This is a genomic window from Bacillus cereus group sp. MYBK108-1 (assembly GCF_051917185.1).
Lineage (GTDB): Bacteria > Bacillota > Bacilli > Bacillales > Bacillaceae_G > Bacillus_A > Bacillus_A cereus.
The window spans coordinates 1-14,048 of the sequence record NZ_JBQAHZ010000015.1 but is presented as its reverse complement, the minus strand read 5'-3'; the positions used below and the strand labels follow the sequence as shown (position 1 = coordinate 14,048).

Genomic DNA, 14,048 nt, shown 5'->3' with positions numbered 1-14,048 from the left:
CCTTTAAAATTGAAAGATTATTCTGTTAAATAATGAAAATATTCTACAAATTTTCCCTTTATATTTATAAAGAAACAAAAAAACAACGAGCGCGTTCTACAACACTCGTTGTTTTTACTTTATGCACGATTTTCTTTTAACCACTTCGTAATAGCATCTAACCTCGAAACATCAAAACGTCTTTCTTCACACACGTTCAAATTTTTTGAGTTTCTCACTATTTCTAATTCATTATTTCTTACACTTTTCGCCTCAATTAATTTACAATACTCATCTGTAACAGTATTTAAATTTTCATAATAACGCTGAAACGATTTTGATATATGTAAATGTTTTTCAAAGTTTCTTCTTCTTTTCGTCTCATCAGATACTTTCCGCTTTCTAAGTTCTTCATCGTTCGTATATAAATAAAAATATTGATCCGGAAAACCAATTTCCCTATTTATCATCTTTTCTTTATAAAAATTTTCTATTAAAGATAATGGCTGATTAAATATATCAAAATGAAAGCACCAATTATAACTAAGTGGTTGATATATATCCCCATCGAGTATTACTAATTCATATTGCTCTGACTTCTGAACAGCTATATTCCAGCGCTCAACTTGTTTTTCAAAATACCATGTTCTATGTTCATTTTTTGGCCTTTCAAATAAAGAATTCACTTCAGCTATTATATAAGCACCATAATTCTTTTCTAATTCACGGCACGTGGTACTTTTACCAACAGCGCTTGCTCCCTCAAATGCTATTATCCCCATAGTTTCCCCCTCTTTCATTAACTAAAATTTCGTTGTTTCGCTTTTCTTCCCCATAACTTTCTCCATAAAACAATTGAAGCGATAGTGAGCATGATTGTTGTAATGATACTACCTTCAATTCCGAACGTGCCTCCATGAAGGAATTCAGGGCCATTTGTTGCAGGTTTAAATAGCGGAGTTGAATATATGGTCATCCCGCTAACTGCAAAACCGTAGACGTTATATTGTGCCCAATTCCAAATGGAATGCCATGCGCAAATCCCCCACAGACTACTGTCTTTTAAAACGTAAAAAGCTGCAAATACACCAACTAATATTATATTCGATATTGAAAGAATTGTAATACCTGGATTAAGTAAATGAAGAAAACCAAATAAGAAAGACGTCACAACAATCCCAACCCATATACGACTTCTAACAGAAAGAACCGGGAATAACCAACCTCGTACAATAATTTCTTCCGTTGCCCCTTGTATTAAAAATGCAACTAGAGATCCTACTATTCCTACTATTACTGTTGAGGTAATATGTTGTACTTGCAATTTCACACTCCCCATTAATAATAGTAGAATAACTGGCGTTGAAATAAATACAAACCCTATTAACGCACCTTTTAAATACTTTCTCATCCATTTCTCTTTCCAAAAGCCAATGGATGAAAAAGGTCTTTTTTCTACAAAACGAACCCATATAAATAAAATAAATATAGCTCCGCCAAACGTTAACACCATTCTAACATTGTCATAAATACCTTTCATGAATATCGTTTCAGCTTTTGGTAAAAATAACATAAATAACATAAAAAGTTCGCCTAAAGTCAAAAATATAATGGCTAATATTACAGCAAAGACTGGATGCACCTTTTTTCTCCCTGCTTTTGCTGCTTCAATTATTATAAATGAATTATTCTTCACTTTCTTTTCTCCTTTTATAATATTTAACTACTACCAGTCAACAACCATATTTTACCATAAAAAATGCAATATTAATATTTACTCTAAGTTTTTCTTACATGATTTTGCATAAATCCAAATTAGGAATAATATATAAATAAAAGAGGTGCCTTTGTGCCTTTACTATTATCACCCAGATTACTCAGTGGTATTACCAGCACTTGCTATTTCCAACCATTTGTTGTAAGATAGTAATTAAGGTCAATTTAACACTATATTTTCTTTGCATATTATCAAGTATCAATCAGGGACATTTTGTACTCCTTATGGATTTTTGATAATATGTGAACTTTTATTTTCATTCAAATAAGGCCGATCATATTGTAATTTTTCTACTTTTAGGAGGCATTACCATGACATTAACAGGTAAAGTAAAATGGTTTAACAGCGAAAAAGGTTTCGGTTTCATCGAAGTTGCAGACGGTAACGACGTATTCGTTCACTTCTCAGCTATCACTGGCGACGGCTTCAAGTCTCTTGACGAAGGTCAAGAAGTTAGCTTCGAAGTTGAAGAAGGTAACCGCGGACCTCAAGCTAAAAACGTTGTAAAGCTATAATTCAAACAATAAAAAGGTTGTTACCAGCAAGGTTAACAACCTTTTTAATATATAACTAAAATTTTTTACATAAAAGGAGTGGTTACATGTATCGCAATCGAAAGAACGATGTAGCAGAAGTACCACCAGAACAAACCCCTGTTTGGGAATGTGAATCAGAGGATTGTTTAGGATGGATGAGAAAGAACTTTTCATTTGAAGAAGAGCCTAAATGCCCTTTATGTAAAAGTAGCATGAAAAGCGGAGAACGTTTATTACCTAAATTAGGTTAATTTATAATAAAAAAAACCTCTTTTAATTAAGAGGTTTTTTTTATTATAAATTTATGTCCTCAATATCAGTTCGTACTATAGAATACAATAATGCATCGTGTTGCTTATTTCCTTGATGAATATATCCACGCAATAGACCTTCCTTTTGGAAGCCAATTTTAGATAACATTCTACAAGAAGTATCATTTTCAGGATATGTAATAGCTCCAATTCTAAACAAACCTAAATCTTTAAATCCATAATCAATAATTTCTCGAGCTGCTTCCGAAGCGTAACCATTTCCCCAATAACGAGGATGCAGATCATATCCAATCTCAGATCGTTTACTCCATAATTGTAAATTGTTTAGTCCAATTGTTCCTATTAAAACGTTCGTTTCTTTTAACACAATTCCCCATCGTATTGCCTTTTTCTCAAAGTAATTTTTTGAAAAAGATTCGATCATACGTGAAGCTTGTCCAAACTCCGTAAAAGAATTCATACCGTAATAACACGTCACTTCATCCAATGAAAAGATTTCATATATTTTTTGACAATAAGATTGTTCTATTTCAACTAAACGTAAGCGTTCTGTTTCTAATATAGGAAATGCCATAGGATCACTCCTTTCTCTCTACTCATTCATTATATCAGAAAAAATATGTATAATTAGTAAAGTCCTTATTGTTCCATAAATCAAACATTTCTAATGGCGCATTCCCTCTTTATTCTATATACACGAATTGGATACCTTCTGATTGCGATTCAAACATGACGCTATAATTTTCATAAATCAAATTTTAAATTATCAAGAACTGTAAAGAATTTGTTCCTTCATTTTTTCCTTCTAAACAACCACCCTACCCCATACATTTATGGTAAAATATAGTTAATCCATTTTACGCTATGGAGGTGTAAAAATCTATGTATATATTCATCGGCTTATCCCTCTTACTCATATTACTTATTTTTTTATTCGCAAAAAAATTCACACCAAACTCATTCATGATGACTAGCTTTAAAGGCAATGGCTTTAAGACATTTTCAATCGGTATTTTAATCGCTGCCATACTCTCACTTTCATATGGAACTTATCATGCAGTAACATATCAACCTAGTTATTTAGATATTAAATTAAAAAATCAAAACTATACTGTTTTCGGTAATGTAGGCGAATTCGGTTATTTCTCCGAAGAATTATTAAAAAAAGATACAGAAGTACAACTATATTTCGTCTCTTGGAAAACAATAAAGTTAAAAAATCCGGTAATACTTATAGAATATCCTTCAGGAAAACAAGAAACATGGAAGCCAAATATCGTATCAATACCGGTAAATAAATTACAAGAAAAACTTGATATAAAAGATATTTATCAACTATCACCGTATTCATTTAAAGAGTCTGGAGAAATAATATTAACAATAAAAGAAAACAATGCAAAAAACAATACAATTTCCATTCAAATAAAATAAATAAAAACTGTTCCTCCATTTTGCTGAAGGGACAGTTTTTATTTATTCTACAGTATTATTTATTTAATGTATCCATTATTTCATTGGCTATATTCTTTCCATTTCCAATACACGCACCAATTCCAACACCATAATATGAGGCACCAGCTAAATATACATTTGGACAAAGATTCGTCATTTTTTCTTGTAATGCTTGAACCGCTTGATTATGTTCTAAATGATATTTCGGCATTAAATCTTTCCAATTTGTAACTTCAACTACTTCTGGTTCACCTTTAATTCCGAGACTCTTTTCAATATCATATAAAGCGACTCGTACTAATTCTTCTTCACTGTAATTCTTGATTGTTTCATATACCGGATTGGTACTCTTATAAAACATTCTAACTAATAATTTTTGTTTACCCGATGTATGTTTCCACTTTCGACTTGTCCATGTACAAGCATCACAATGTAAATCACTGTTTTCCGTTACAATAAACCCCGTACCATCAGCTGGTAGTTGTTCATCTAGTATGTCAAATCCTAAATAAATACTTATAAGAGATGAGTTTTTAAATGTATTAAACTGCTCATTTAACTCATTAGACTGTAATAAAGTTTGTGCAATATCATGTGGAGCTGCTAAAACAACATAATCAGCTTGTATTGTTTCATGATTTGCAAAAGAAATCTCATATCGATCTTCTTGTTTACTTACAGCCGTCGTTATAGCACCTTTTTTTACGACAGTTTCAGTCAGCACTTCTTCTAAGCGATTAATTATCGTAGATAGTCCACCTTTAAATGATACGAATTTTTTATTTCCTGCTGATTGAAATTGTTTTTTATTCTCTTCAAAACCTTTAATAATACTTCCATACTTATTTTTATAATCCAGTAAATACGGTAATGTAGATGCCATTGTAAGCTCATTCAATTTACCAGAATATACGCCTGAAAGCACAGGAGCAATTTGTCTTTCCACTAACTCTTTCCCTAAAAAGCTTTCTAAAAATAAAGCAAGTGATGTATCTTTCGTAAACTCTTTATTTTTCGTTATGAAATCTTTTAAAGCTACGATTTTCCCCTTCGTTGAGACTAGCGTACTGCTAAACAACGACTGGGCGCTCATCGGTATCCCAAATATAGTATCAGAAGGAATCGGATGTAACATGTTTTCAGAATATATGTAAGAAATACCCGTTTCATTATATACCATTTCATTTTCTAAATTTAAATCTTTTACAAGTGGCATAACGTGTTCATTACGAGCAACGATTGAATCCGCCCCTGACTCCATAATGAAATCCTTTTCTTCCACACTATGGATTTTACCACCTAAATACTCTTCTTTCTCAATAAGAATTAAATTTAAATCGATATTATAATCCTTTTTTAATTTTTCTAAATAAAACATAGTAGAAAGTCCCGTTATACCTCCACCGATAACAACAACTGTTTTCATATGTGCTGCGCTCCTAACCGATACAATTAATAATTCCTTTTTATTATAACCAAAAGTCCTTATATTCGACTAGCAAGTTGCGCATTCTGTAAGAAATTAGACAATATATTTTAATATATTTTCAAATTACCTAATAAAAAAGAACTATAACATTTACAAACCCCGTCATAGTTCTCTTTATTTTAAAAACATAAAGTAATTGATTAATTTGTCTAGTTCTTGACTCAATGCCAATACTTTTTCATGTTGAATTCCATAATCCGATACTAAATATAAAAGTTCTTCTTTTTTTATTTCAATTACTTTTTCCAATTTCGCTAGTTCCATGTCGTTTTACATCTCTCCAAAAATAAAATGTATGTATTTCAGTATAGCCTACTTACATAATTAGTAAAAGTAAAATACGCATGTAAAATCTTACATATTTGAAAAAATAATATACTACTAACAAAAAAAGAAACTAGATTAAACATCCTTTTACAGATCATTAACGTTCATTAAGAATGAATAACATAACGGAATTTTTCTAATGTGATATCTTTATAATTTGGAGCTCTCTGTATATGATTAAAATAACTATATGAGAATTTAAATACATGACCAAAATCCCAATCGAATTCACTATAGTCTTTTATCCAAAATATATTTTCAGTTGGTAAAATATTTGCACGTTTAGATTGAATTAAAGGTAATCGATCTATAGGTGAGTGTAAAGTTATTTCCGTATTCAGCTTGAGCTTTTGGCTAGCTCTTAGTACGTATACTAGTTTTAACAGCGGACGTATCCCTCGTTGAAATATATCTATATGTCCTAAATCGTACATTATATTAATTGCGTGGGAGTATGTAAGCAAATGCCCAATTAAATCATGATGTGATTCCGCTCGATAAATACTATTAAATTTCGATAACTCATTTAAAATGAGCTGAGATACTTGTGTTGGATTACTCAATTCACTTTGTATCTCCTCTTCAAAACTTAATTGTTTTACTTCTTTCGTCGTATAACCAATCCACGATCTACCTGGAATTGTTTTTCGAAATGATAAAATAAGAGTAGTAATCCCTTCAATTGCTTGATTATCACCCCATTTTTGTAGCTCTTTCATAGCTAATAAACTTAATGACGCATAAATGACGTTATGCCCCACCCAATGAAGCTCATCAATCGTTTGTTCTAAAGATTTTATAATCATATTTTCCGCAATTTTAAAATCTATTTCTTTTTTATCATCAATCATCTCACCAATTTTTTTCTTGTTCAGCATCATCCTTGTTTGCGAATACATATTACGAGCTGTTTCTTCATCAATATTATTATCTTTCATAAAAAAATAACTAGCAATTGCAGCTGCTCCAAAATGTGCATGCCAAATATCATTTGTTTCTTTTTTACATTGAGAAATAATTGAAAGACCGCCTTTCAAAATACTTCTTTCCATTTTCTTTCTCCCCTATTAAAAATCACTATATTTTCATCCTAAAGATGGTGTCAGTACAAATAAAATGTGATTCGATTCATCACTTTTATTCAAAAATCGATGCTTCACATTTGGTGGAATACGTACAACATCGCCTTCTTCTAAAAAATATTCTTTCCCCTCCAATTCCACATACACTTCCCCTTTCATAATAACAGCAATCTCTTCCTTATCTTCATGGGAATAATGGCTTTCTGTTGTGTTTGCTTGTTTATTTAAATCCATCATTAGCATTTCAATACGTGCTTTCATAAAATCAGGTGTTAATACATCATATACAATGTGATCATTGTTTTCCCGATATACTTTTTTTCGATCTTTTTTCTTAGAAATGAGCGAATCTGTATCAATATCGTTAATAAAAAGTGTAAACAGCGGTACATTTAATGCTTTTGCAATTAATTCCAAAACATTTAAAGAAGGATTAGCATGCCCTCTTTCAATTTGGCTAATTAATGATGTACTAATTCCTGCATAATCAGCGAATTCACGAATTGTCATATTATTTTTCTTACGATAACTTAATACTGTTTGTCCAAGCCTATCATGTATCATAGTAAAACTTCCTTTCATCCATCATAATGCATATTTCATTGTCTTTGTGCTGACATACTAAACAAAGGCAAATAATCCTTTCCTATTATCTCCGGGACTTATATACTTACCTTTGTACATTATATCGTATTAAGTTCATTATAATAAACATTCTATCGGAGGGACAAACTTTGAAATCACCTATTCTTTCATATTGCATCTTATTTTTTGGTGTATTCGCCTTATCAACTTCAGCAATTTTTGTAAAATTGGCAGATGCTCCTGCGACAATCATTGCTTTTTACCGATTATTCTTTGCCACACTGATCCTGTTACCGTTATTACTATTTAATAAAAATAGTCGAAATGAGCTAAAAACTTTAACGAAAAAACAATGGACATTCGGATTCATATCTGGGCTATTTTTAGCTGCACATTATGTACTATGGTTTGAATCATTACAATATACTTCTGTAGCAAGCTCTACAGTTATCGTAACGTTACAACCTTTGTTCTCAATGATTGGTGGTTATTTTTTATTTAAGGAAAGATTTACGAAAGGAGCGGTTATTGGTTGCCTCATCGCTATTTCAGGTAGTATCATCATTGGCTGGCAAGATTTCCAAATTAGTGGAGAAGCTTTATATGGAGATATTTTAGCATTTATTGCTGCCGGTATCATTACTGCTTATTTTTTCATTAGCCAACACGTTCGTAAAGATTTGTCACTTATACCCTATTCAGTAATTAGTTATGGAAGTAGTGCTGGCTTTCTTGGCATATTTGCTTTCACGCAACAAGAATCTTTCATCCATTACTCTACACAAACTTGGTTGTGCTTTATTGGATTAGCTTTCATTGCTACAATTTTAGGACAAACCATTTTTAATTGGTTATTAAAATGGATAAGTGCTACTGTAATTTCAATGAGTATTTTAGGTGAAACAATTGGCACTTGTATACTAGCGTACTTTATATTACATGAGACCATTTCTTTACAACAAGGACTAGGAATTACCGTTATTTTTATTGGTTTAGTATTATTTTTATTGCAGCCAAGTTCTAATAAAAAAGCATGACAGTATACTGTCATGCTTTTAACTATTCATTATGTACAATTAAACCATTCGGTCTAAAACGACTCATCATAATTTCATTAATAAACTTTCCATGAACTTTCAAATTCCCTATCTTTACTCCCTCTTCTACAAATCCAAATTTTTCATATAAAGCTTTTGCTTTTGGATTCGTTTCTAACACACCTAGTTCTACTCTCTCTAACATTAACCAATTATCAGCCAAATCAAGCATCTTCGTAAGAAGTGCTCTCCCAATTCCTTTATTATGATATTCACTGTCTACCCCAATGAATAAATCGCCTGAATGAGATCTTCGGCCCGGACTTTGTGTTAAACCTACAAACCCAACAACTTCTCCATCATATTCTGCAACAAATTCAAATTGATTTGGTGCTAAATTTCGAATTCTATTTTCCATAGCCTCTACACGCATGCTAGGTAAGAAAATCATATACGGTAAAACATCATCCTGTATACATATACGATGAATTGCTCTAGCATCTTGTATTTCTACTGCTCTAACGTTGATTCCCATCTTTCTCTCCTCCATATAAATAACAATATATTTGTGTGTATTCTAGAAACGTTCACGAATGACCTTCTCGCCCAGATTTCTTTATGTCATTTTTACATAATTATTTCGATATAATACTTAATTTCCAAAAAGATTAAAGACTATATGGATATGGATTTGGTTAACTTTTCACCTTGTTATATAAATCAAGCAAATTTTCAATCAGAATACCATTTAGTTTCATGCCGACTATATCACAATTTTCTATTTCAATATTTTTCAGATTACTATTACTTATAGTGCTACATTCCAAATCACATTTATCGAATACAATAGGTTCCTTCTCATCTCCGAGACTTGTATTTTTAAATTGCACTCCACCTAAAGTCACCAAATTAAATTTACTACCAGAAAGATTTAAATCTGCATATGATGACCATCTAAAATTTATATTTCTAAACTTGGATTGACTTACATTACAATTACTCATATTCATATTCATTATATTGCTACCAACAAATGAACTGTTTTTTAAATTCACTTGATAATACTCTGTATTTGCTAAATTACAGTTTTCGTATTGACTATTTTTCATATCTTTATTTGTAACTACACTCGCTTTGTTTGAGCTTGTTTTTATTCTTTTCACGTAACAATACTCATCTTCCGATTCAAAAATCATTTGGTAACCCATCTTTTTATAAAAGTGATGATTGTTAATTTGTCTACTAGATGTTTCGAGATCCCAAATCTTTATGTTCGGATATTCCTTTTCTATTAATTTCATAACATGTGATCCAATTCCTTTTCCTTGATAAACAGGATCTACAAAAATACGATCAATTCGACCGTACGACTTACCAGAAATCGTAACTATTATCCCTCCGATTATTTCTTTATCCATTACAACTTTGAAAGAATCCAATTCTTCAATGGAATATTCCATCATTTCAACTGAAGAATATCCTGGCGGTTGAATGTTATAATCAATGACATCATCTTGGCCATATAGCCATTGTTTTGCTTCTGCATCAAATGTTCTTTTCATTATTTCTGTTAACTTCTCAGCATCTAAAATTGTAGCTTTTTCTATAGATATTTTCGTCATTTTCGTTTTCCCCTTCATTATTACAAACCAACCATTTTTGTGAATGGCATAATTATCAATTCACTTTTGTTTTTAATGCTTTTCCCATTATTACATATGGAACATCATTTTTACTTGGATGAAATGGTTCTAATACATTTACCCAATCTAATCTTTCATATAACGAACGTGCTTTTTCATTGTTTATTTGTGTTGTTAAAACACTCGTTCTATTTGGAATCCCTTCTAGTAATTCATTATGTAATTTCGTTCCAAGACCTTCATTTTGATATTGTGGGTGGACTGCTAACTCTACAAATTCAAAACAATCTTGTAACCATTCGTCTACTTGCTCTAGATGTAACGCTTCTCTCATTAATTGATTATAGTACTGTCCCTCCATTGAGCGATAACCATAAGTAAAGCCAACTACTTCATTTTCATCATTTATTGCTACTATACCTTTAAAACCTGTATATTCTATATGCCTATTCATTCGCTCGATCATTTCATTGAAATTTGTTTTTTCAAATACTTTACAATACAATTTTGCCATATTCCCAATTAAGATCTCATCTTTTTCAATGCTTACGAATTTCACTTTATTCCCCCTATTAAAACATTTATATCCTTAAATTCTTAAAAACAAAGAAAATTAACACTAATCACTCTCTTTACTATTAAACTACAAATCACCCTATATTTTCCACGATTACTTAATATTAATGAATAATAAAAAGAGACCATGTAATATAAACATGTTCTCTTCTTTTATTCATTTTCAATTTTATCCCGCTATTTGCCGGGCAGTAAGACCCCCACCTCAAAATTCAGCGAAAGCAAAGAAGTTAGGTGGGGGTCGGGCTAATAATCAGCGGGGGCTGACACCCCACTGATTAAAGTTTCACTTTATATAATTAAAAATTAGATATTACTTAAGCCACTCGTTGCAAGTATTACTTAACTGCTGTAAATCTTCTATAAATTGACTCGCATCATATCCATCACAAACCGAATGATGTACTTGTAATGAAACTGGTAGCATAACCTTGTTTCCTTCGTTAAAATATTTCCCACAAGTTATAATTGGCAATAGAAAATTTTCATCATTATTAATATTAAGATTAAATCCAGTAAAACTAGTCCAAGGTATGCTAGAAATAGGAAATACATTAGGCGGAATATTTTCTTTCGTGAAAAGACCATGAACATTAGCATAGCATCTCATATCGTCTTCATAATTATTATAGAAAGTGCGGAAATCACTTGAATAATCCGTCCATATACTTGAAAAAGACTTATCATCTTTATGAAAGATTGTATAACTCGGTATCATCTCCTCCCAATAGCCTAAAACTCCTTCATCGTTAAAACATGTTCGAAATTTTTTATGATTATTTACTACTCTAGAAATTAAATATATAAAAACGGGATAAAATTTTATTCCCTTTTGATATACTTCCCCTAATAACATCGTGATATCAACATTCACAGTCATACTAAATGTACATTTCAACTTTAAATAATGCTCAAAATACTGCTCTCTATTCCAATCTTCTCTATCAATTACATGGAACTTCATTCTAATAGCCTCCTAAAATTTTCTTTTTATTTTAGAAGGCTAATTCCCTTGCTTTCACCATACTTGTTCACTCCTAACAGTTTACAACTCACCCTAATTATTCATTTAATTATATAACATATTTGAGACTCCCACGACTAAAGTCGCAAGCCCTAATCCTTACGGATTGACGGGTGGGATTCTTGAATGACTAAACGTTCGCAGTCCATTTCTGTTTTGAACAGACTTCAAGATGAGGGCATCTCATTGCCCCTCCTAAGACAGTGCGTATAGCATCTTAGGCTGATTGACTGTTACCATCAATCACAGTTGCGTAGCGAATATTCATCGCCCCAACAATATCACGATGTTTCTCAAATCCACATCGGCACTTGTATTTTCTGTCTGGTGCTTTGTTCTTTTCAGAACATTTCGGACATGTTTGACTTGTATAAGCAGGGTTCACATATTCTACCTTAATACCAACTAAATTCGCTTTGTATTCAATGAATTGTGCTAAACGATAGAATGACCAAGTGTGTAGATTTTTCTCGTTTTTACGGCTTGTTCTTGCCGTCTGTCTAATATTCGTTAGTTGTTCTAAACGAATAACAGAAATGTTATTATCAGTTGCAAAGTCAATGATTTCACGACTTACTTTGTGGTCTTGGTCTTGCATCCATCTTTGTTCTTTATCATCAAGTTGTCGAATGGCATTTAATTTCTTATTTTCACCTAACTTCTTACGAACACTACGAAACTTACGTTTCATATATTTGTTTTGTCTACCATTGCCGAAGAAACGAACTTTCTCATCGTCTGTGATGGCTACCGCAGGGACTTTAAGACCTAAATCTACCCCTAAAATCTTCGTTCCTGTTTTTTCATTTGTAGGAATTGTGACAGATATTTGAGCAATCCACTTATTAGATTTCTTCGTGATACGAAGTGTACCTAACTTGTGTGTTAACAAATTAAAATTGCGATTATATTTATCAGTTAATAAAGCACGAACCTTTAAGCGAGTTGATTTTCCATTTACCATGAGTGGAACTGAAATGTGCGTGAAGTCAAACGAATAGTTTTGATTGTTCCATACACAAACAGGTCTCTTTAGAATCGGAATAACTTTGTATTTACTTTTTTTCACCTTTGTAGAAAACACACTTTTAGCGTCTTTAATTGCTTGGTTCTTCACTGCGCTTGGAAGATTCGCTTCAACATCTTTTGTACTTTTCTTAGTGCTCTTCTTCGCTTCAGCCATTTCAGATACAAGTGTATTAATGACTTTGATATACTCATAGCTACTTTGTTCCAATAACTGAATTTGTTCTTTTGTTGGAAGCAATTTAACTTTGACTGTGATTGTTTGTGACACAATTTTCACCCCCTCGTCTTTTGATTTTCAACATACTGTTTAATTGTCTCAGTCGATACATTTCCAGCAGTAGAAACAAAATAGGAACGTGTCCATAGACTTGGCAAGTGTTGAAGATGAGGAAACTCTCCTCTCAAACGCTTCGATGTCACTCCTTTAATTTTCGCCATTGTGTCAGCAGGACTAAGTGTTGGTAGTGTATTTAAGAACAAGTGAACGTGGTCTTTGTCGCATTCCATTGCGACAATAGCAACATCCATTTCTCCGCATATTTCTTGAACCAACTCTTTGAAACGTTCTTCTACTTTTGTGTTAAGAAAAATTTTTCTTCTGTATCGCGGGCAAAACACAAAATGGTAGTTAATTAATGACACAGTTGTTTTGGTTCTTCTATAATCATTTATCATATTCACATTGTATCAGTTTTACTTTTAAACTACACCACAAAAGATACCAATATTTTGGATACTTAAAGTACCACAAACTTAGCGATTTTTAGTGGTACTCCGTATCCAACCTCACTTTCATCCCATGCCTAAAGGCGATGGGCTTTCCCGTTCGGAAAGGGCTGTAAGAATCAATTCACATATTTCTGGAAATCCATCCACATACTATAGATAAATCAAATGAAATTTGGAGGATACATACATGAATAACAAAAATATGAATAAAAAAGAAAATGTTACTGAAAACACTACATCTATTCAAAATAATAATACTGCAAATCTTACTATCGAAGAACAAGCAATGAACGGCTTATACGGGATGCCCGAAACAACAATTGAAGATGCTGATCACGCTGCAGCTGATGGTTTGACTTCAAAAAATTAATTAACTACATTGAAAAAAGCCAAGGAAAATTGAAGTGACCCCTAAAAGTTAGACACGGTTATTTCATTAGGCAGCTTGATAAAAATGAGTCCGGTATTGCACCGGGCTCATTTTTAATTTTGCCTTTATCCGTTTTGTATT

General features: G+C 31.9%; 18 protein-coding genes. 5 read left to right on the top strand and 13 right to left on the bottom strand.

Annotated elements, in window-relative coordinates:
* Positions 1–119: 119 nt before the first annotated feature.
* Together ACTFSL_RS19425 and ACTFSL_RS19420 are read right to left on the bottom strand one after the other, a co-directional pair.
* Positions 120–779, bottom strand: a complete 660-nt coding sequence (locus ACTFSL_RS19425; RefSeq protein ID WP_004405215.1) for an AAA family ATPase — start codon at positions 777–779, stop codon at positions 120–122.
* Positions 779–1,675: a CPBP family intramembrane glutamic endopeptidase gene (locus tag ACTFSL_RS19420; protein ID WP_088338860.1), complete on the bottom strand. Its 897-nt coding sequence runs from the start codon at positions 1,673–1,675 to the stop codon at positions 779–781. Before ACTFSL_RS19420 ends, ACTFSL_RS19425 begins: the two co-directional genes overlap by 1 nt.
* A 392-nt stretch (positions 1,676–2,067) precedes the next feature.
* Between ACTFSL_RS19420 and cspD the strand changes: the two genes are divergently transcribed.
* Both cspD and ACTFSL_RS19410 read left to right on the top strand, forming a co-directional pair.
* The gene (gene cspD / locus ACTFSL_RS19415) at positions 2,068–2,271 is read left to right on the top strand and encodes a cold-shock protein CspD (RefSeq protein WP_000176366.1); all 204 of its coding nucleotides are present in this window, start codon (positions 2,068–2,070) and stop codon (positions 2,269–2,271) included.
* An 86-nt stretch (positions 2,272–2,357) separates the two neighbouring features.
* Entirely contained in the window at positions 2,358–2,543 is a 186-nt protein-coding gene (locus ACTFSL_RS19410; RefSeq protein ID WP_000286203.1) for a cold-shock protein, read from the top strand.
* 43 nt (positions 2,544–2,586) lie between these two features.
* Here ACTFSL_RS19410 and ACTFSL_RS19405 read toward each other — a convergent pair whose 3' ends face one another.
* A complete protein-coding gene (locus tag ACTFSL_RS19405; RefSeq protein ID WP_000885396.1) occupies positions 2,587–3,138 on the bottom strand; it encodes a GNAT family N-acetyltransferase in 552 nt (183 codons plus the stop codon).
* Between the two features lie 308 nt (positions 3,139–3,446).
* Here ACTFSL_RS19405 and ACTFSL_RS19400 point away from each other — a divergent pair, with 308 nt between their 5' ends.
* Positions 3,447–3,995 (top strand): hypothetical protein, encoded by a 549-nt coding sequence (locus ACTFSL_RS19400; RefSeq protein ID WP_119683339.1) that lies wholly within the window; start codon positions 3,447–3,449, stop codon positions 3,993–3,995.
* A 55-nt stretch (positions 3,996–4,050) separates the two neighbouring features.
* Here ACTFSL_RS19400 and ACTFSL_RS19395 read toward each other — a convergent pair whose 3' ends face one another.
* The 4 genes from ACTFSL_RS19395 to ACTFSL_RS19380 all read right to left on the bottom strand — a co-directional run bounded on the left by ACTFSL_RS19395 (position 4,051) and on the right by ACTFSL_RS19380 (position 7,478).
* Complete coding sequence (locus ACTFSL_RS19395) at positions 4,051–5,442, bottom strand: protoporphyrinogen oxidase (RefSeq protein ID WP_440042242.1); 1,392 nt, start codon at positions 5,440–5,442, stop codon at positions 4,051–4,053.
* A 177-nt stretch (positions 5,443–5,619) separates the two neighbouring features.
* Positions 5,620–5,769, bottom strand: coding sequence for an aspartyl-phosphate phosphatase Spo0E family protein (locus tag ACTFSL_RS19390; protein ID WP_000417698.1), 150 nt, complete (start codon positions 5,767–5,769; stop codon positions 5,620–5,622).
* 170 nt (positions 5,770–5,939) lie between these two features.
* Entirely contained in the window at positions 5,940–6,884 is a 945-nt protein-coding gene (locus tag ACTFSL_RS19385) for a hypothetical protein (protein ID WP_440042241.1), read from the bottom strand.
* A 33-nt stretch (positions 6,885–6,917) separates the two neighbouring features.
* The gene (locus ACTFSL_RS19380; protein ID WP_000581029.1) at positions 6,918–7,478 is read right to left on the bottom strand and encodes a helix-turn-helix domain-containing protein; all 561 of its coding nucleotides are present in this window, start codon (positions 7,476–7,478) and stop codon (positions 6,918–6,920) included.
* 170 nt (positions 7,479–7,648) lie between these two features.
* On the opposite strand from ACTFSL_RS19380, the gene ACTFSL_RS19375 reads away from it, so the two are divergent.
* Positions 7,649–8,536 (top strand): DMT family transporter, encoded by an 888-nt coding sequence (locus ACTFSL_RS19375; RefSeq protein WP_025689859.1) that lies wholly within the window; start codon positions 7,649–7,651, stop codon positions 8,534–8,536.
* 22 nt (positions 8,537–8,558) lie between these two features.
* Here the strand turns inward: ACTFSL_RS19375 and ACTFSL_RS19370 are convergent, their stop codons facing one another.
* The 6 genes from ACTFSL_RS19370 to tnpA form a co-directional block, all read right to left on the bottom strand.
* Positions 8,559–9,071 (bottom strand): GNAT family N-acetyltransferase, encoded by a 513-nt coding sequence (locus ACTFSL_RS19370; protein ID WP_440042240.1) that lies wholly within the window; start codon positions 9,069–9,071, stop codon positions 8,559–8,561.
* Positions 9,072–9,231: 160 nt separating this feature from the next.
* The gene (locus ACTFSL_RS19365; protein ID WP_002025165.1) at positions 9,232–10,176 is read right to left on the bottom strand and encodes a GNAT family N-acetyltransferase; all 945 of its coding nucleotides are present in this window, start codon (positions 10,174–10,176) and stop codon (positions 9,232–9,234) included.
* A gap of 37 nt (positions 10,177–10,213) precedes the next feature.
* Complete coding sequence (locus ACTFSL_RS19360; protein WP_000673968.1) at positions 10,214–10,738, bottom strand: GNAT family N-acetyltransferase; 525 nt, start codon at positions 10,736–10,738, stop codon at positions 10,214–10,216.
* 330 nt (positions 10,739–11,068) lie between these two features.
* Positions 11,069–11,719 (bottom strand): type A chloramphenicol O-acetyltransferase, encoded by a 651-nt coding sequence (gene catA, locus ACTFSL_RS19355; protein WP_017674082.1) that lies wholly within the window; start codon positions 11,717–11,719, stop codon positions 11,069–11,071.
* Positions 11,720–11,996: 277 nt separating this feature from the next.
* Entirely contained in the window at positions 11,997–13,076 is a 1,080-nt protein-coding gene (locus ACTFSL_RS19350; RefSeq protein ID WP_000084148.1) for an RNA-guided endonuclease TnpB family protein, read from the bottom strand.
* 5 nt (positions 13,077–13,081) lie between these two features.
* Positions 13,082–13,483: an IS200/IS605 family transposase gene (gene tnpA, locus ACTFSL_RS19345; RefSeq protein ID WP_000606465.1), complete on the bottom strand. Its 402-nt coding sequence runs from the start codon at positions 13,481–13,483 to the stop codon at positions 13,082–13,084.
* Between the two features lie 241 nt (positions 13,484–13,724).
* On the opposite strand from tnpA, the gene ACTFSL_RS19340 reads away from it, so the two are divergent.
* A complete protein-coding gene (locus ACTFSL_RS19340) occupies positions 13,725–13,907 on the top strand; it encodes a DUF4021 domain-containing protein (protein WP_001060658.1) in 183 nt (60 codons plus the stop codon).
* Positions 13,908–14,048 lie beyond the last annotated feature (141 nt).

Bases quoted from the DNA above. Each gene is read 5' to 3' on its own strand.
- ACTFSL_RS19365 (WP_002025165.1), bottom strand. From the start codon at position 10,176: ATGAAGGGGAAAACGAAAATGACGAAAATATCTATAGAAAAAGCTACA.
- ACTFSL_RS19400 (WP_119683339.1), top strand. From the start codon at position 3,447: ATGTATATATTCATCGGCTTATCCCTCTTACTCATATTACTTATTTTT.
- catA (WP_017674082.1), bottom strand. From the start codon at position 11,719: ATGAAGTTCCATGTAATTGATAGAGAAGATTGGAATAGAGAGCAGTAT.
- ACTFSL_RS19340 (WP_001060658.1), top strand. From the start codon at position 13,725: ATGAATAACAAAAATATGAATAAAAAAGAAAATGTTACTGAAAACACT.
- ACTFSL_RS19405 (WP_000885396.1), bottom strand. From the start codon at position 3,138: ATGGCATTTCCTATATTAGAAACAGAACGCTTACGTTTAGTTGAAATA.
- ACTFSL_RS19425 (WP_004405215.1), bottom strand. From the start codon at position 779: ATGAAAGAGGGGGAAACTATGGGGATAATAGCATTTGAGGGAGCAAGC.
- tnpA (WP_000606465.1), bottom strand. From the start codon at position 13,483: ATGATAAATGATTATAGAAGAACCAAAACAACTGTGTCATTAATTAAC.
- ACTFSL_RS19385 (WP_440042241.1), bottom strand. From the start codon at position 6,884: ATGGAAAGAAGTATTTTGAAAGGCGGTCTTTCAATTATTTCTCAATGT.
- ACTFSL_RS19370 (WP_440042240.1), bottom strand. From the start codon at position 9,071: ATGGGAATCAACGTTAGAGCAGTAGAAATACAAGATGCTAGAGCAATT.
- ACTFSL_RS19390 (WP_000417698.1), bottom strand. From the start codon at position 5,769: ATGGAACTAGCGAAATTGGAAAAAGTAATTGAAATAAAAAAAGAAGAA.
- cspD (WP_000176366.1), top strand. From the start codon at position 2,068: ATGACATTAACAGGTAAAGTAAAATGGTTTAACAGCGAAAAAGGTTTC.
- ACTFSL_RS19410 (WP_000286203.1), top strand. From the start codon at position 2,358: ATGTATCGCAATCGAAAGAACGATGTAGCAGAAGTACCACCAGAACAA.
- ACTFSL_RS19395 (WP_440042242.1), bottom strand. From the start codon at position 5,442: ATGAAAACAGTTGTTGTTATCGGTGGAGGTATAACGGGACTTTCTACT.
- ACTFSL_RS19380 (WP_000581029.1), bottom strand. From the start codon at position 7,478: ATGATACATGATAGGCTTGGACAAACAGTATTAAGTTATCGTAAGAAA.